Below are 17,115 nucleotides of genomic sequence, written 5' to 3'. Positions count from 1 at the left end.
TCACGCCGCCATGGCCATGAGCGGCAGCGGCGAGACGCCGAGCGCGCTTTCGGCGACCACGCGGCCGACAATGATGACGACCGGGCCGTCGAGTTCGGGCCGGTCGGCGATTTCAGCCAGTTCGTCGAGCCGGCCGGCAAAGGCGCGGCGATCGGCACGCGAGGCGTTCTCGATGACGGCGACCGGCGTCGACGGCGCCAGGCCGTTGTCGATCAGCCGACCCGCGACCTTGGTGGCGACGCTGCGGCCCATATAGACGGCGACCGTCGCGCCGGAGAGCGCCAGGCCCGCCCAATCCGGCAGCGTGTCGCCGCGCATGTCGTGGCCGGTGGCGACGACCAACGTCGAGGCGACGTCGCGCAAGGTCAGCGGGATCTCGTTCTCGGCAGCGGCAGCGATCGCGGCGGTGATGCCGGGCACGATGTCGAACGGCACACCAGCAGCACGCAACGTCGCCATTTCCTCGCCGGCCCGGCCGAAGATCAGCGGATCGCCGGATTTCAGGCGGACGACGCGGCGGCCATCCTGCGCTTCGCGGACCAGGATGGCGTTGATCTCGTCCTGGCTCGCCGCGTGCGCGCCCTTGGCCTTGCCGACATAGATACGCAGTGCGTCGCGACGGCCCATGGCGACGATCGCTTCCGGCACCAGCTTGTCATAGACGATCACGTCGGCTTCCTGCAGCAGGCGCTGGGCGCGCAGCGTCAGGAGATCCTCCGCGCCCGGACCGGCGCCGACCAGGCTGACATGGCCGACGCTGGCGACGCGCGATGTCTCGGCGGCGCGGTCGATCGCAGCGACCGCGTCGATCTCGCCTTCCTCGATCTGGCCGGCGAGCACCTTGGCGGCGGTTGGCCCGGTGAAGAAATGCGCCCAGAAGCGGCGCGCCTCGCCCTTGCCGATCTTGGCGGCGACCTGCGCCCTGAGCCGCTCGGCCAAATCGGCGAGATCGCCGAGACGAGGGGCGAACATCGCCTCGATGCGAGCGCGGACATGGCGGGCAAGCACCGGCGCAGCACCCTCGGTCGAGATCGCGATCGATAGCGGGGCGCGATTGACCAGCGCCGGGGTGAAGAAATCGCAGAGATCGGGGCGGTCGACGACATTGATCGGCACGCCGGCGGCCTTGGCGAGATCACGCACGGCGCGGTCGGCATCCAGGTCACCCGTCGCGGCGAAAACGAGCGCGGCGTCGGCGAGGTCGGCCACGACAGGGAAACGGGCTTGCAGCGTCGCGCCGGCCGCGTCGAGATCCCGGCGCGCCTCCGGCTCCAGATCGGAAGCGAAGACGACGAGTGCGGCGCTGGTCTCGGCCAGCAGCCGGATTTTCGCGGCAGCTTCGTCGCCACCGCCGACGATCACGACCTTTCGCCCCTCTACCCTGTGGAAGGCGGGAAACGTGCCAAGCTTGCGATGCGCGCTGCGTGTGGCCGGGGCCATCCGTCTCTCCTCGGGCACGATCAAAAAAAGGACCGTGCGAAGTCTGGAACGATTGCAGACTTTCTAGAGACTTAACCGGCCTCGTACGACGTCGGCCGTTCCAATCTCGCGAAGAGGCATGGAAAAACATTCCACGCAGGGCGACGAACGTGACGAAGCTGCGTATTGCCCGTACGCCTGTTCGTTGCATCCCGATGTTTGGGCGAGCCTTGATCACCCTCTTCTTGGCCTCGCCGCCGGCGAGACCAAGAAGAACAGGTAATACACGACCTATTATATCGTATTTATCGTGATATTGACGGCGCGCCTAGAAAACGCCCGCGCCCAGCTCGGCCGGGGCGGCACTCGCGCGGAACATCGCGAACAACTCGCGGCCGAGACCGAACTCATTGCCGGAGAGGTCTTCCTCGACGAGCGGCCGGGCGGCGAAGGTCGCCGCGTCAACCAGCACTTCGAGCGTGCCGTTGACCGCGTCGACACGGATCCGGTCACCGTCGCGCACCTTGCCGATGGCGCCGCCCGCCGCCGCTTCCGGCGTGACATGGATGGCGGCCGGAACCTTACCCGACGCGCCCGACATGCGCCCGTCGGTGACGAGCGCCACCTTGAGGCCGCGGTCCTGCAGCACGGCGAGTGTCGGCGTCAGCTTGTGCAGTTCCGGCATGCCGTTGGCCCGGGGACCCTGGAAGCGGATGACGGCGATGAAATCTTCCGTCAGCTCGCCGGCCTTGAACGCGGCGATCAGCGCGTCCTGGGTGTGGAACACGCGCGCCGGCGCCTCGACGACGTGGCGTTCGGCCTTCACCGCCGAAACCTTGATGACGGCGCGACCGAGATTGCCGGAGAGCAGCTTGAGGCCACCGGTCGGCTGGAACGCTTTTTCCACCGGCGCCAGGACCTTCTCGTCGAGGCTCTCGTTCGCCGCCTCATGCCAGTGCACGGCGCCGTCCTCGCCGAGTTTCGGCTCGACCGTATAGCCGGAAAGGCCCGTGCCCCAGACGGTGGAGACGTCCTCGTGCAGCAGGCCCGCCTGCAGCAGCTGGCGGATGAGGAAACCCATGCCGCCGGCGGCATGGAAATGGTTCACATCGGCGATGCCGTTCGGATAGACGCGGGTCAGGAGCGGCACGACATCGGAAATGTCCGAGAAATCGTCCCAGGTCAGCTGGATGCCTGCCGCCTTCGCCATGGCGACGAGGTGCAGCGTGTGGTTGGTCGAACCGCCGGTGGCGTTGAGGCCGACGACGCCGTTCACCACGGCCTTCTCGTCGATGATCTCGCCGATCGGCGTAAACTCGTTGCCGAGCGCCGTAATGGCGAGCGCCCGCTTGGCGGCGGCGCGGGTCAGCGCCTCACGCAAAGGCGTGTTCGGATTGACGAAGGACGAGCCCGGCAGGTGCAGGCCCATGATCTCCATCAGCATCTGGTTGGTGTTGGCGGTGCCGTAGAACGTGCAGGTTCCGGGGCCGTGATAGGAGGCGCTCTCGGCTTCCAGGAGATCGGCGCGGCTCGCCTTGCCCTCGGCGAAGAGCTGGCGGATGCGGGCCTTCTCGTCGTTCGGCAGGCCGGAGGTCATCGGGCCGGCCGGGATGAAGACGGCCGGCAGATGGCCGAAGGTCAGCGCCGCGATCAGCAGGCCGGGCACGATCTTGTCGCAGATACCGAGGAAGACGGCGGCATCGAAGGTGTTGTGCGACAGGCCGATCGCCGCCGACATGGCAATGGCGTCGCGCGAGAACAGCGACAGCTCCATGCCGGTCTGGCCCTGGGTAACGCCGTCGCACATCGCCGGCACGCCACCGGCGACCTGTGCCACGCCGCCGACCTCGCGCGCTGCCTGGCGGATGAGCTCCGGATAGGTCTCGTAGGGCTGGTGGGCGGACAGCATGTCGTTATAGGCGGTGATGATGCCGAGATTGGGCACCACGTCGCCCTTCAGGGCCGCCTTGTCGGCCGGGCCGCAGGCGGCGAAGCCGTGGGCCTGGTTGCCGCAGGCGAGCGCCGCGCGGCGGGGGCCAGCGTCGCGGGAAGCGGCGAGACGATCGAGATAGAGGCCGCGCGATTTCTCGCTGCGAGCCCGGATCCGATCCGTCACTTCGAGGATCTTCGGATGGATGGACATGACGTGGTGTCTCCTGGGCAACCGTAACCTGCGGGAGAAGCAGGATGGCGCCTGCCCTCTTCGAACCCCTCTCCCACGCCCTCCCGTGGACGGGAGAGGGTTTTCCGTCCGGTGGTCATTCGTTGGCAGCGGCGCTGCTTCGCCTTCGGCCTGAAGGCAGCCGAGGTTTCTCCTCAGGCGCCTTCTTCGTGCCAGGTGCGACCGTCGCGTTCGATCAGGGCGATCGACGAGGACGGGCCCCAGGTGCCGGCGGTATACGTCTTCGGCGCCTCGCGCGAAGCCGCCCAGCCGTCCAGGATCGGATCGATCCACTTCCACGCCGCCTCGACCTCGTCGCGGCGCATGAACAGCGTGGCGTTGCCGCGGATCACGTCCATGATCAGCCGCTCATACGCCTCGGGGCTGCGCACCTTGAAGGTCTCGGCGAAGCTCATGTCGAGCGGCACATGGCGCAGACGCATGCCGCCCGGGCCCGGATCCTTGATCATGAGCCACAGCCGCACGCCCTCGTCCGGCTGCAGGCGCATGATCAGCTGGTTGGAAGCGAGCTGGCCGACGGCGTCGCCGAAGATCGAGTGAGGGATCGTCTTGAAGTTGACGACGATTTCGGAGAGGCGCGTCGGCAGGCGCTTGCCGGTGCGGATGTAGAACGGCACGCCGGCCCAGCGCCAGTTCTCGATCTCGGCCTTGATGGCGACGAAAGTCTCGGTGGTAGAATCGTCGCGACCGAGCTCTTCCAGATAGCCCGGAACCGGCCCGCCGGCCGAGGCGCCGGCCTTGTACTGGCCGCGCACGGTGACCGTGTCGACTTCGCCGTCGACGATCGGCTTCAGCGCGCGCAGCACCTTCAGCTTCTCGTCGCGCAGCGCATCGGCGTCGAAGCGGCCGGGCGGCTCCATGGCGACGAGGCAGAGCAGCTGCAGAATGTGGTTCTGCACCATGTCGCGCAACGCGCCGGCGGTGTCGTAATAGCCGGCACGCCCCTCGACGCCAAGGCTCTCGGCGACGGTGATCTGCACGTTGTCGATGTGGCCGGCGTTCCAGATTGGCTCGAACAGCGCATTGGCGAAGCGCAGCGCCATCAGGTTCTGCACCGTCTCCTTACCGAGGTAGTGATCGATGCGGTAGATCTGGCTTTCCTTGAACACCTTGCCGATCGAATCGTTCAGCTCGTTGGCGGAGGCGAGGCTCTTGCCAATCGGCTTCTCGATGATGACGCGGGTCTTCGGCGTCACGAGGTGGTGCGCGCCGAGGCCTTCGCAGATGATGCCGAAGAGGTCGGGCGCCACGGCGAGATAGAAGGCACGGATGCGATCCTTGCCGCCCTCGAGCGCCTTGGCGAGTTCGGGCCAGCCGGCCTTCTCGGCGGTGGCATCGACGGCGACGTAAGAAATCCGCTTCAGGAAGGAGGCGACCATCTCCGGCTCGCGCTCGTCCGCCGGCACGAACTTCTCCAGCGCCGCTTCCGTCAGCTTCTGATAGGCCTCGTCGCTCATCGGGCGGCGCGAGGCGCCGATGATGCGGGCGACCGGAGGGATCTGGCCGTCGCGATGGCGATGATACAGCGCCGGCATCAGCTTGCGGTAGGCGAGATCGCCGGTGGCGCCGAAGACGACGAGATCGAAGGGGTCGACGGCGATGATACGACTGGTCATGAAATCCCTCTTTCCGGTCTCAGCCGGACCTCAACTGGTCTGCCCTGTGTCCTAATCAAGTCCGCGTCATAAGTTGAGGGAAAAAATTAGAGCACCGAAATAAAATCTTTGCGACAAGATTCGCGTGAGATTGCGTTTGGCGCACGCTAAGCGAATTCAGCCATTTGGACGAGACCCGTCGTCGACGGGCAAGGGGGAAATCACAATGACCGATCCAGTTTGCGTTGTACCGGCCGGCGATCGCTGTGGAGAAGGCGTCCTCTGGAACGCTGCCGAGCAGGCCGTCTACTGGACCGACATCAACCGCTACCTCATCCATCGCTACGATCCGGCGACGAAGTCGACGCATCACTGGCTGTTCGACGAACCGGTGACGACGCTGGGCCTGACCGACCGGCCCGGTACACTGGTCGCGGCGCTCGGCTCGAAGGTCATCCTGTGGCAGCCGGCAAGCGACACGCGCACTGATTTCGCGACGCCGGAGCCAAACTGGCCGAAGGTCCGCTCCAATGACGGCCGGCCCGATCCCTTCGGCAACCTCATCCTCGGAACGATGTTCAACAACGTGGCCCCGGATGGGTCCGGCGTCGACATCACCGACAACCAGGCCGGCAGCTTGTACCGTGTCGACGGCAACGGCGCCGTGACCACGATCAAGTCGGCGATCGGCATTACCAACACCATGTGCTGGGACGTCGTGCGCAAGCGCTTCTACACCGGCGACACGATGAAGAACGAGATCTGGCAGTTCGACTACGATCCCTCGACCGGCGCCGTCTCGAACGACCGGCCCTGGTTCTCGGGCTTCGAGCGCGGCTCGCCGGACGGTTCGCAGATCGACAGCGAAGGCCATGTCTGGAACTGCCGCTATCATGGCGGCTGCGTCGTTCGCGTCTCGCCCGATGGCAAGGTCGCCAGCGTCCTCGACATGCCGGTCTCGAACATCACCAACTGCACCTTCGGCGGCGCCGATCTGAAGACGCTCTACATCACCACCGCCCAGGGTGGCGACGGCCCGCTCGAGCGCCTCGCCGGCGGCCTGTTCGCCGTTCGGACGGACGTGCCGGGCGTGGCGGAGAACGTGTTCCGGCTCGATCGCTGAACCCTTTCGACCCGGAGTGCGGGGCTCGTCGAGCCCCGCCATTGCCGACAGGGAGGCGGGAATGACGATCGTCGACATCGACCATGTCCAGCTCGCCATGCCGGAGGGCCGCGAGGAAGCGGCGCGCCGCTTCTACGGCATGGTGCTCGGGCTGCCCGAAGTCCCCAAGCCCGCCAATCTCGCCAAGCGCGGCGGTGTCTGGTTTCAGGCCGGCGCGCGCCGGCTGCATCTCGGCATCGAGGCCGAGTTTCGGCCTGCCCGCAAAGCCCATCCGGCCTTTCGGGTCGTCGACCTCCCGGCGCTGCGGAAGCAGCTCGTCGCCAGCGGCTACGTCCCCAAAGCCGACGAACCGCTGGCCGGCTATGACCGCTTCTACGTCGATGACCCGTTCGGAAACCGGCTGGAGTTTCTGGAGCCCGAACGCGAGAGCGGCCGAGAATAGCGATCGGGGATTCGAGCGAGCCTCGCGCCGAGAACAAGCGGCAAGCGTGGTTCGCAGCGACGCAGATTACGCAACGTCACGACTCGCGTAGAGTGACAGGCGGGTCGCCGCCCGGTGCGGCGCTCTTCACGTTCATGACGGGAGAGATCGTATGTCGACCATCCGCCTGCCTCGCCTCCACATCGCCGCGCTTCATGGAGCCGCCGCGCTTGCCGCCATCCTCACGGTCTGTCTGTCGAATGGCGCCCTCGCCCAGACGCCGACCAAGGCCCAGCAATCGGCCATCCGCTCGGCTTGCTCCACCGACTATCGTAGCTATTGCGCCAGCGTGCCGCCGGGCGGCAAGCCCGCGCTCGACTGCCTGCAGCAGAACGCCGCCAAGCTCTCCGACGCCTGCCGTGGCGCCGTGCAGGCGGCGGGTGGCAGCGCAGCGGCGACACCCGATGCCGCCACGCCAGCGGCCGGGAAGCCCGCCGCCGATAGCGCGAAGAGCACGTCCGCCCCGGCAGCCAAATCCGCGCCGGCGGCCCCGGCCGCTCCCGCCGCGGCCGCGCTTTCACCGCGTCAGGAACTGGCGCTCGTGCGGCAGTCCTGCGCCGCCGATGTCCGGGCGCACTGCCGCGGCGTCCCGATCGGCGGCGGCAATGTCGTCGCCTGCCTGAAAGCGAACGCCGCCTCGCTCTCGTCGCGCTGCCAGAGCGCGCTGGCTCCGTTCGCGCGCTGATCCACACCGGGCGTGCCCGCCCGCCGATCCTGACGGCCCTAGGTGCGCTGGTAGGCGACACCCTTGGCGTCGAAAACCTGCAGGTGCTTCAACGGCGAGGTGAGCGCGATCGGCTGCCCTTTCACGAAGGGAATGTCGTTTTCGAGCTTGGCGACGATCGGCTCTTCCGTGCCGATGTCGACATAGATCAGCGTCACCTCGCCGAGATGCTCGATGATGTCGATCGTGCCGCGGAAGATGGCGTCGTCGCCGGTGGTGACTTCGAGATCCTCGGGGCGGACGCCGAACGTGCCCTTGCTGCCGACCGCGCTGTCCGGGATCGTCGCTTGCACCGTGATCGGCGAGCAGCCGGCCGGCGTAACGCGCGGATTGGCGCCGCCGGCGTCGATCACGCAGGGGATGGTGTTCATAGAGGGAGAACCAAGGAACTTCGCCACGAAGAGATTGTCCGGGTGGTGATAGAGCTCCATCGGCGCGCCGACCTGTTCGACCCGGCCGGCATTCAGCACGACGATACGGTCGGCAAGCGTCATCGCCTCGACTTGGTCATGCGTGACATAGATCATCGTCACGCCTTCCATCCGCTCATGCAGCTTGTTGATCTCGATGCGGGTCTGCACGCGCAGAGCCGCGTCGAGGTTGGACAGCGGCTCGTCGAACAGGAACACCTTGGGATCGCGCACGATGGCGCGGCCGATGGCGACGCGCTGGCGTTGGCCACCGGAAAGCTGCTTGGGCAGGCGATCGAGATAGGGCGTGATCTGCAGGATGTCGGCCGCCTCGCGCACGCGCCGATCGACCTCTTCCTTGCCGCCGCCGCCGAGCTTCATGCCGAAGGCCATGTTGTCGTAGACGGTCATGTGCGGATAGAGCGCGTAGCTCTGGAACACCATGGCGATGCCGCGCTTCGACGGCGCCAGCTGGTTCACAACCTTGCCGTCGATCTGCAGCGTGCCGGAGGTGATGTCCTCGAGCCCGGCGATCAGGCGCAGCAGCGTGGACTTGCCGCAGCCGGACGGACCGACGAAGACAATGAACTCGCCCGACTTGATGTCGAGGTCGATGCCGTGCAGCACCTTCACATTGCCATAGGCTTTCTTGATGTCACGTAGCAGCAAGCCGGCCATGTCTGTTCCCTTCCCGTGCCCGTTACTTTTCAGGCAATCTTGCCGAAGAATGCGTCGCGCCCGCCCAGGGTGACGATGCGCCCTGCCGTATCGAGCGACGCAGCGAAACCGTGGCCGTCGAGCGCTGCGACCTTCAGCCCCGCCGGAAGCGCGAAACGCACGCCCGAGCCGGCCAGATTGAAGGCGCAGAGGATCTTCTCGCCGCCCTGCTCCCGAAGGAAGGCGAGCACGCCATCGGGTGAATCGACGAAAGCGATCGATCCGTCCCGCAGCGCCGGATGGGTCTTGCGAAAGGCGATCATCTGGCGGTAGTGCGCCAGTACCGAGGACCGGTCCGCCGTCTCGCGGTTGACGGCCCTGGCGATATGCTCCTGCGGCACCGGCAACCACGGCTTGGCCGACGAGAAGCCGGCATGGGCGCCGTTCGATTCCCAGACCATCGGCGTGCGGCAGCCGTCACGGCCCTTGTATTCGGGCCAGAAGCGGATGCCGTAGGGATCCTGCAGATCCTCATAGGCGATATCCGCTTCGGTGAGGCCGAGCTCCTCGCCCTGGTAGAGACAGACCGAACCGCGCAGCGACAGCAGGATGCCGGCGGCGATCCTGGCGACGCCGTCGTAATCGCCATCGGTCGTCCAGCGCGAGACATGGCGGACGATATCGTGGTTGGAGAAGGCCCAGCACGGCCAGCCGTCGCCGACGATCGCCTCGAACGCCTTGATCCGGTTGACGAAGTGCTCCTTCGTGAAGATCGGGCTCAGGAAGTCGAACGTGTAGCACATGTGCAGCTTGTCGCCGCCGGCGGTATAGGCCGCCATCGTCTTCAGCGAGCGCGGACCATCACCGATCTCGCCCACCGTCGTCTGGCCGGGATAGCGATCGAGCAGCGCGCGCAGGCGCTTCAGGAATTCGAGATTTTCCGGCTGGCTCTTGTCGTGGATATGGTCCTGCCAGTTGTACGGATTGACCGCCGGCGCCTCGGGCGAGTTGCGGTCCTCCGGCTTCGACGGCGGATTGTCCTCGAGCCCCTGCGAGTGGACGTAGAAGTTCACCGTATCGAGGCGGAAGCCGTCGACGCCACGCTTCAGCCAGAACTCGACGCTGTCGAGCAGCGCGTCCTGGGCGGCCATCGAATGGAAGTTGATGTCCGGCTGCGTGGTCAGGAAATTGTGCAGATAGTACTGGCAGCGGGTCGTGTCCCACTCCCAGGCTGAGCCACCGAAGATCGACAGCCAGTTGTTGGGCGGCGTGCCGTCCGGCTTGGCGTCGGCCCAGACGAACCAGTCGGCCTTGGCATTGGTCTTCGACGAACGGCTCTCCTTGAACCAGGCATGCTGGTCGGAGGTGTGCGACAGCACCTGGTCGATGGTGACCTTGATGTTTCTCGCATGTGCCTCGGCGATCAGGTGGTCAAAATCCTCGAGCGTGCCGAACAGCGGATCGACGGCGCAGTAGTCCGAGACGTCGTAGCCGAAATCCTTCATCGGCGACTTGAAGAAGGGCGAGATCCAGATCGCATCGACACCGAGCGAGGCAATGTGGTCGAGCCGGCCGGCAATGCCCTTGAGATCGCCGACGCCGTCGCCGTCCGTATCCTGGAAGGAGCGCGGATAGATCTGGTAGATCACCGCGCCGCGCCACCAGTCGGCATCGGCGGCACGCGTCGGGGATGTCGCGCCGCCGGAAACTGTTTCGGTCATCGTCAGCCCTTTACGCCGCCGGCGGTCAGGCCGGAAATGATCTTGCGTTGGAAGATGAGCACCAGCACGACCAGCGGCACGGTGACGATCACCGACGCGGCCATGATATTGCCCCAGGGAATCTCGTACTGGCTGCTGCCCGAGAGCAACGCGATCGCGACTGGCACGGTGCGGGTCGCGTTGGACGAGGTGAAGGTCAGCGCGAACAGGAACTCGTTCCAGGCGGCGATGAAGGCGAGCAGGCCCGTCGTCACCAGCGCCGGCCACATCAGCGGCATGAACACCTTGGTGATGATCACCCAGGGCGAGGCGCCGTCGACGATCGCCGCCTCCTCGATCTCGATCGGCAGGTCGCGCATGAATGTCGTTAGCACCCAGACCGTGAAGGGCAGCGTGAAGATCATGTAGGCGAAGATCAGCGCGAAGGGCGTGTTGAAGATGCCGAAGAAGCGGACGATCTCGAACAGGCCGGCGAGCACCGCGATCTGCGGGAACATCGACACCGACAGGATGGTGAAGAGCAGCAGCGAGCGGCCGCGGAAGCGGACGCGCGCCAGCGCGAAGGAGGCCGTGATCGCCAGGAGCAGCGAGATGGCGACGACGACGGTCGAGACCAGCAGCGAGTTGCCGAGATTGCGGACGAAACTGCCCGTGGTCAGCACCGCGATGTAGTTGTCGAGCGCGAAGGATTTCGGCCAGTAGTCGATCCGGAACAGATCCGTGCCCGATTTGAACGAGGTCAGGATCGCGTAATAGAACGGAAAGACCGAGATGAAGACGATGAGGATGACCAGCGCGTAGAAGGCGGTCCGCTTGGCGAGGGTCCAGAGCATCAGCGGCCTCCGTCGAAATTGACGCGTCCGACGACGATGTAGACCACCGTGATCACCGCGAGGATCAGGAACAGGAAGGTCGCGGCGGCCGAGCCATAGGCGAACTTGTCGAAATCGAACAGGTTCTCGCGGGCATAGACCGACATCGTCTTGGTCTGGGAGTTGTTCGGCGTCAACACGTAGATCAGATCGAAGATGCGCAGCGCGTCGAGCATGCGGAAGATCACCGCGACCATCAGGGCCGGGCGGATCAGCGGCAGCGTCACCTTGAAGAACACCTTGACCGGATGCACGCCATCGATCTTGGCGGCCTCGTAGATATCGCCCGGCACCATCTGCAGGCCGGCGAGGATCAGGAGGGCCATGAACGGCGTCGTCTTCCAGATGTCGACCAAAAGCACCGCGAACATCGCCGTGTCCGGATTGGCCGTCCAGGCGATCTTCTGGCTGATGATGCCGAGATTCATCAGGATGTCGTTGATGATGCCGAACTGGTCGTTCAGCATCCAGCTCCACATCTTGGCGGAGACGACGGTCGGGATCGCCCAAGGAATGAGGATGGCGGCGCGGACGATGCCGCGGCCCTTGAATTCGGCGTTGAGAACGAGCGCGACGATCGTGCCGAAAATCGTCTCCAGCGTCACCGAGACAATGGTGAACTTGACGGTGTTCCAGACGGCGCGCCACCAGATCGGATCGACCAGCAGTCCGTCATAGAGGACCTTGCCGCTCTTCAGCGTCGTCATCGACAGGTAGTTGTCGAAGCCGACCCATTGCGCCGCCTCGATATTCGCCAGCGACGCGTCGGTGAACGAGAAATAGATGCTTCGCACCAGCGGCCAGCCGGCGACCAGCGCCAGCACCGCCAGCATCGGGGCGAGGAAGATCCAGGCCGAACGGATGCGCTGGCGCATCAGGTCCGATCGCATACCCTCGACCGGCGCGGCAATTGTTTCGGCTACCGCCATGTTCTCGGCTCTCGCTGGTTGGACCGATGCCTCGGCCGACGCTGGATCGTGATGGCGGCAACAAGCCTATCCGCCACGCGAAAGAATCCGATGGCCCTGCCGGTATCCACACGGATACCGGCAGGGCCTGTCGATGCTACCAGTTGGCGCCCTTGAGCTTGGTCAGCTTGGCCTCGAGCATTTCGAGGTTGTCGGCTGCCGAGCCATTGCCGCTCAGCGTGTCATGCGTGGCGGTCCAGAAGTTGGACGACACTTCGTTGTACTTGACCTTGGCCGGAGCCGACGGACGCGGCACAGCGTTCTGGAAGACGTCCTTCCAGCGCGGGATGATCGACTGCTCCTTGGCGATGTCTGCATCGTCATAGAGAGCCTGGACGGTCGGCAGGTTGGAGGCCTTGAGGGCCTTGAACTTCTGCATCTCCGGCGAAGCGAGGAACTTGACCAGATCGATCGCCTCGGTCGGGCTCTTGGAGTATTTCGAGACAGCGAGGTTCCAGCCGCCCAGCGTTGCCGCCGACTTGGCGCCTTCGCCCGAGCCTGCCGGCAGCGGCACGACGTCGAACTTGTCCTTCACCGCCGAGTCGGCACCGTTGCCGAGACCGTAGGCATAGGGCCAGTTGCGCATGAACACGGCATTGCCGGTCTGCCAGACGCCGCGCGCCTCCTCTTCCTGATAGGCGAGCACGCCCGGCGGGGAGATGGTGTTGACCCAGCCCTTGGCACGATCGATCGCCGCGGCCGCCTGCGGATTGTTGATAGAGATCGAGCCGTCGGCCTCGATGATCTGGCCGCCGCCGTTCGACTTGACCCATTCGAGCGCGTTGCAGGTCAGGCCTTCATAGGAATTGCCCTGCCAGACGAAGCCCCAGATATCCTTGGAGCCGGCTTCGCGTTCCTTGTCCTGGATTTCCTTCGCGGTGGCCGCGAGTTCGTCCCAGGTCTTCGGCGGCGTCTTGCCGTACTTTTCGAGCAGGTCCTTGCGGTAGTAGAGCGCCGGCGCGTCGGTGAAGAGCGGCATGGCGACCAGCTTGCCGTTCACCGTCTGCGATTCGACGATCGACGGGAAATGGGCGCCGATCACGTCCTTGGTGGCGTCGGTCAGGTCGAGCAGCTGGTCGGCCAGCTGCGGCGCCCAGATGACGTCGGTCTGGTAGACGTCGATGTCGGAATTGCCGGCGGCGAGCCAGAGCTTGTACTGGCCGAACTGATCGCTGGTCGACGACGGCATCGGCACGATCGTGACCTTGTTGCCGGTCGCCTTCTCGAAGGCGTCGAGCTGCTCGCGCAGCACGGCAAGGCCGTTGCCGGTATCGCCGGAAACGATCGACAGATTGGCGGCGTTGGCGGCCCCGCCCATGAGGACGAGCCCGGCCCCGAAGGCCAAAAGCGCAGAGCGCAAGTTCATTACGAAAACCTCCCTGAGAGACGATCCGTGACGGAAGCTCAAGGCCGCGCGGCCCGCCGGTGCAACGCACCCGGGCCATCTGGCCTCCCGCCTCCTCCAAGCGCCCCCGGCGAAGGCCCTGCCTCCGCACTGTCCTCAAAGCGCTTTGAAGGCAATCTCATCAGCAAGCCCGGCCCCTGTCAACCCCGCCGCCGATCGGTCCAAATGTGCACTGCAATATGATAATCTTTCAATTTCATACGATAAATCAGGGTAGTTTCTTGATTTATCGGCCTGTTTGCTGCCATGGACATTTGCCGCATCGCAGCAGACCCGTCATGCCGGGACAGGCTCGACGACAGCGCGCTTGCAAGGTCGATTGAAAGCGCTTTGAATGATTTCGGGAGGATGCGTTTCCACATGAGACTCAAGGAACTGGCGTCGCATCTCGGACTGTCGCAAACGACGGTGAGCCGGGCGCTGAACGGATACCCCGAAGTCAACGAGGAGACGCGCCAGCGCGTGCTGGACGCGGCGCGGCGCTATGACTATCGCCCCAACGCCAGCGCCCGCCGCCTCGCGACCGGCAGGTCCGGCGCCATCGGAATCGTCCTGCCGACCGACCGCAACCTGCTGCTCGACCCACACTACGTGGAATTCCAGGCCGGGCTCGGCGAAAGGCTGATGAAGGACGAGATCGACATCGTGCTGTCGCCGTCCCGGGCCGGCGACGAAATGGCGACCTATCGGCGCATGGCGGTCAGCTCGCGGGTCGATGCCGTCATCCTGTCGAGCCCGACGGTCGGCGACCCGCGCGTCGCGCTGCTGACGGAGCTCGGCCTGCCTTTCGTCGTGCATGGACGCGCCGACAGCCCGATCGACCATGCCTGGCTGGACATCGACAATGAGGGCGCCTTCCGCCACGCCACCAAGCATCTGCTCGACCTTGGCCACCGGCGCATCGGCCTGATCAACGGCGAGACCCGCCAGACCTTCGCGATCGACCGCGAGCGCGGCTTCCGCAACGCGCTGGCCGCCCACGGCGTCGCCGCCGACGAACGGCTGATCGCCGAAGGCATCATGACGGACGAGACGGGATATCGCCTGACGGCGCGTTTTCTGGCAGAGGCCCCGCGTCCCACCGCGCTGCTCGTCTCCTCGATGATGATGTCGCTCGGCGCGCTGCGCGCCATCCGCTCTGCCGGGCTCGTGCTCGGCCGCGACGTCTCGATGATCGCCCATGACGACGTCATTCCCTTCCTCAATCCGGACGCCATGGTGCCGACTATGTCGACGACCCGCTCCTCGATCCGCGCGGCAGGCACGCGCGTGGCGGAACTCTTGATGGAGATCGTCGCCGACGGCCGCGCCCCGGACAGCATCCACGAACTCTGGCCGGTGGATCTCGTCATCCGCGGTTCGACCGGGCCGGCGCCGCGGGATTGACCGCGACACCCGATCGGGTGGAAATCACGGACGGTGATTTGCCCGAGCGGAGTTGAACGCGATGCGCCCCATCTTGGCTGGACTGCTGCTTCTGGCGGCGAGCGTCCTGTCGACACCAGCTCCGGCGCAGGAGGGCGAGGATAAGCCCGACCCGATCGACGCGGCGCTGGCGAAATGCCTCGATCAGCCCGATTCCAGCTCCACCGTCGGCATGGTCGCCTGCTTCGATACCGCGCGCGATGCCTGGGAACGGGAAGTGGTTCGCGCCTACACGGCCCTGTCCGCAACGCTCGATGCGCGCTCGCGCGGGATCCTGCGCGGCACGCAGAAGCAATGGGAAGCCTATGCCGCCGGCGAACGCCGTTTCCAGACGGGCCCCTGGACCCGCGACCGCGGCACGCTGATCGCGGTCACCATCGCTTCGCAAAATGTCGACCTGTTCAAGAACCGTGCGCTGACGCTGCGCCACTACCTGGCGAACTAGCTAGCCGCGCCCTCGGGCCGCCTTGACAGCGCCGCCCGATCGTCGAACAACCGTTCCATCTTACCCGAAATTAGAACTTACGGACCGAGAGAAGAATGCCCGCCGCTCCCTTCGCCAATGCTGCCCTCATCGCCGTCGACTGGGGCACCACCCGCTGTCGCGCCATGCTGCTCGACAAGGACGGCGCCGTTCTGGCCGAGGCGGACAGCGCGGACGGCATCGGCGCGCTCGGGGGCGTCGGTCACGAGGAGGCCTTCCAGTCGCTGGTCGCCCACTGGCCGAAGGTGCCCACCATCATGGCCGGCATGGTCGGCAGCCGCCAGGGCTGGCACGAAGCCGCCTATGTCGCCGTGCCCACCTCGCCGGACGGCCTCGCCAGCGGGCTGCTCGAGTTCCAGACCAGCGACCATCGCCCGATGGCGATCGTGCCGGGATTGGTGCTGCGGTCGGAGGCGCGCGACGGCGACGTCATCCGCGGCGAGGAGACCCAGCTGGTCGGCCTGATGGAGGAAGAGCCCGATTTCAACGGCATCGCCATCCTGCCCGGCACCCATTCCAAATGGGCCGCCATCGCCGACGGCAAGATCACCACGTTCCAGACCTTCCTGACCGGCGAAGTCTTCGATCTACTGGCCCGCAAGTCGCTGCTGCGCCACTCGGTCGCCGAGGATTCCGACGACATCGCCGGCTCCGCGCACTTCGCGCTCGCCGTCCGGCGCAGCGTCGTCGAAGGCCTGCCCTTCCTCGGTGCGATCTTCTCCGTCCGCGTGCGCCAGCTGCTGGACGGCGTCTCCGGCGATGACAATCTCGCCTATCTCTCCGGCCTCGTCATCGGCGGCGAGATCGCCGCGGCGCGCCAGATCGGCCTGCTCGACGCGGAACGACCGATCCGCGTCATCGGCTCGCGCACGCTCGCCCGCTCCTACGACGCCGCCTTCCGCGTCGCCGGCCACAAGGCCGAGACCCGTGACGGCTCCGCCCTGGTCCGCCGGGGCCTCGTCCGCCTCGCCCGCGCCAACGGCCTCCTCTGAACGACACCGGAAATGAACACCATGACCCATCCCCTGTTCGGCTCGAGCATCCCGATCATCGCCATCCTGCGCGGCATCACGCCGCCGGAGGCCAATGATGTCTTCGACGCGCTGATCGATGCCGGCATCACGCTGATCGAGGTTCCGCTCAACTCGCCCGATCCCTTCGTCTCGATCGCCGCGATGATCAAGCGCGCCGACGGCCGCGCCAAGATCGGTGCCGGCACGGTCCTGACCGAGGAGCAGGTCGTCGCGGTCAAGGACATCGGCGGCACGCTCATCGTCTCCCCGAATGCCGATCTGGCGGTCATCCGCAAGACCAAGGCGCTAGGCATGGAGTCCTATCCGGGCGTGTTCACCCCGAGCGAAGCGTTTGCCGCGCTGGGCGCCGGCGCCGACGCGCTGAAGTTCTTCCCGGCCGAGTTGATCGGCACCTCCGGCATCAAGGCGATGAAGGCGGTGCTGCCGAAGCACGTTCCGGTCCTCGCGGTCGGCGGCGCCAACGAAACCAATTTCGGCGATTTCATACAGGCCGGCTGCGCCGGCTTCGGCATCGGCTCGAACATCTACAAGCCCGGCATGACGGCGGCCGAAGTCGGCGAGCGCGCCCGCAAACTGGTCGCGGCCTTCAAGGAAGCAACTCGCGTCGCGTAAGCT

Annotated in this window: 15 protein-coding genes; 7 read left to right on the top strand and 8 right to left on the bottom strand. The window is 65.9% G+C overall.

Features of this window, described 5'->3' with window-relative positions:
• The 3 genes from cysG to zwf form a co-directional block, all read right to left on the bottom strand.
• Window positions 1-1,440: a siroheme synthase CysG gene (gene cysG, locus G342_RS0100270; protein WP_018181089.1), complete on the bottom strand. Its 1,440-nt coding sequence runs from the start codon at window positions 1,438-1,440 to the stop codon at window positions 1-3.
• A gap of 307 nt (window positions 1,441-1,747) precedes the next feature.
• Complete coding sequence (gene edd, locus G342_RS0100265) at window positions 1,748-3,562, bottom strand: phosphogluconate dehydratase (RefSeq protein WP_018181088.1); 1,815 nt, start codon at window positions 3,560-3,562, stop codon at window positions 1,748-1,750.
• A gap of 173 nt (window positions 3,563-3,735) precedes the next feature.
• Window positions 3,736-5,217 carry a glucose-6-phosphate dehydrogenase gene (zwf, locus tag G342_RS0100260; RefSeq protein ID WP_018181087.1) on the bottom strand — a complete coding sequence of 494 codons (1,482 nt, stop codon included), beginning with the start codon at window positions 5,215-5,217 and terminating at the stop codon, window positions 3,736-3,738.
• A gap of 205 nt (window positions 5,218-5,422) precedes the next feature.
• Between zwf and G342_RS0100255 the strand changes: the two genes are divergently transcribed.
• The 3 genes from G342_RS0100255 (at window position 5,423) to G342_RS22745 (ending at window position 7,485) form a co-directional block, all read left to right on the top strand.
• Window positions 5,423-6,319: an SMP-30/gluconolactonase/LRE family protein gene (locus G342_RS0100255; RefSeq protein ID WP_018181086.1), complete on the top strand. Its 897-nt coding sequence runs from the start codon at window positions 5,423-5,425 to the stop codon at window positions 6,317-6,319.
• Window positions 6,320-6,380: 61 nt separating this feature from the next.
• Window positions 6,381-6,761 (top strand): VOC family protein, encoded by a 381-nt coding sequence (locus G342_RS0100250; RefSeq protein ID WP_018181085.1) that lies wholly within the window; start codon window positions 6,381-6,383, stop codon window positions 6,759-6,761.
• A 151-nt stretch (window positions 6,762-6,912) separates the two neighbouring features.
• Entirely contained in the window at window positions 6,913-7,485 is a 573-nt protein-coding gene (locus G342_RS22745) for a hypothetical protein (protein ID WP_018181084.1), read from the top strand.
• Between the two features lie 38 nt (window positions 7,486-7,523).
• Here the strand turns inward: G342_RS22745 and G342_RS0100240 are convergent, their stop codons facing one another.
• The 5 genes from G342_RS0100240 to G342_RS0100220 form a co-directional block, all read right to left on the bottom strand.
• A complete protein-coding gene (locus G342_RS0100240; RefSeq protein ID WP_018181083.1) occupies window positions 7,524-8,612 on the bottom strand; it encodes an ABC transporter ATP-binding protein in 1,089 nt (362 codons plus the stop codon).
• 29 nt (window positions 8,613-8,641) lie between these two features.
• Complete coding sequence (gene bglA / locus G342_RS0100235) at window positions 8,642-10,312, bottom strand: beta-galactosidase BglA (RefSeq protein ID WP_018181082.1); 1,671 nt, start codon at window positions 10,310-10,312, stop codon at window positions 8,642-8,644.
• A 2-nt stretch (window positions 10,313-10,314) separates the two neighbouring features.
• Window positions 10,315-11,145 carry a carbohydrate ABC transporter permease gene (locus G342_RS0100230; protein WP_018181081.1) on the bottom strand — a complete coding sequence of 277 codons (831 nt, stop codon included), beginning with the start codon at window positions 11,143-11,145 and terminating at the stop codon, window positions 10,315-10,317.
• Window positions 11,145-12,113, bottom strand: coding sequence for a carbohydrate ABC transporter permease (locus G342_RS0100225; RefSeq protein WP_051094026.1), 969 nt, complete (start codon window positions 12,111-12,113; stop codon window positions 11,145-11,147). The genes G342_RS0100230 and G342_RS0100225 overlap by 1 nt, the downstream gene beginning before the upstream one ends.
• A 136-nt stretch (window positions 12,114-12,249) precedes the next feature.
• Window positions 12,250-13,518, bottom strand: a complete 1,269-nt coding sequence (locus G342_RS0100220; RefSeq protein ID WP_026303965.1) for an ABC transporter substrate-binding protein — start codon at window positions 13,516-13,518, stop codon at window positions 12,250-12,252.
• 399 nt (window positions 13,519-13,917) lie between these two features.
• Between G342_RS0100220 and G342_RS0100215 the strand changes: the two genes are divergently transcribed.
• The 4 genes from G342_RS0100215 to G342_RS0100200 all read left to right on the top strand — a co-directional run bounded on the left by G342_RS0100215 (window position 13,918) and on the right by G342_RS0100200 (window position 17,112).
• A complete protein-coding gene (locus G342_RS0100215) occupies window positions 13,918-14,943 on the top strand; it encodes a substrate-binding domain-containing protein (RefSeq protein WP_026303964.1) in 1,026 nt (341 codons plus the stop codon).
• A gap of 61 nt (window positions 14,944-15,004) precedes the next feature.
• Window positions 15,005-15,427, top strand: coding sequence for a lysozyme inhibitor LprI family protein (locus G342_RS0100210; protein ID WP_018181077.1), 423 nt, complete (start codon window positions 15,005-15,007; stop codon window positions 15,425-15,427).
• A gap of 95 nt (window positions 15,428-15,522) precedes the next feature.
• The gene (locus tag G342_RS0100205; protein ID WP_018181076.1) at window positions 15,523-16,458 is read left to right on the top strand and encodes a 2-dehydro-3-deoxygalactonokinase; all 936 of its coding nucleotides are present in this window, start codon (window positions 15,523-15,525) and stop codon (window positions 16,456-16,458) included.
• A gap of 12 nt (window positions 16,459-16,470) precedes the next feature.
• On the top strand, window positions 16,471-17,112 hold the full coding sequence (locus G342_RS0100200) for a 2-dehydro-3-deoxy-6-phosphogalactonate aldolase (RefSeq protein WP_018181075.1): 642 nt from the start codon (window positions 16,471-16,473) through the stop codon (window positions 17,110-17,112).
• Window positions 17,113-17,115: the final 3 nt, after the last annotated feature.

It is taken from the genome of Kaistia granuli DSM 23481, assembly GCF_000380505.1.
GTDB classification, from domain to species: Bacteria; Pseudomonadota; Alphaproteobacteria; order Rhizobiales; family Kaistiaceae; genus Kaistia; species Kaistia granuli.
The sequence above is the reverse complement of the archived record's forward strand: the minus strand, read 5'-3'. Positions and strand labels throughout refer to the sequence as shown.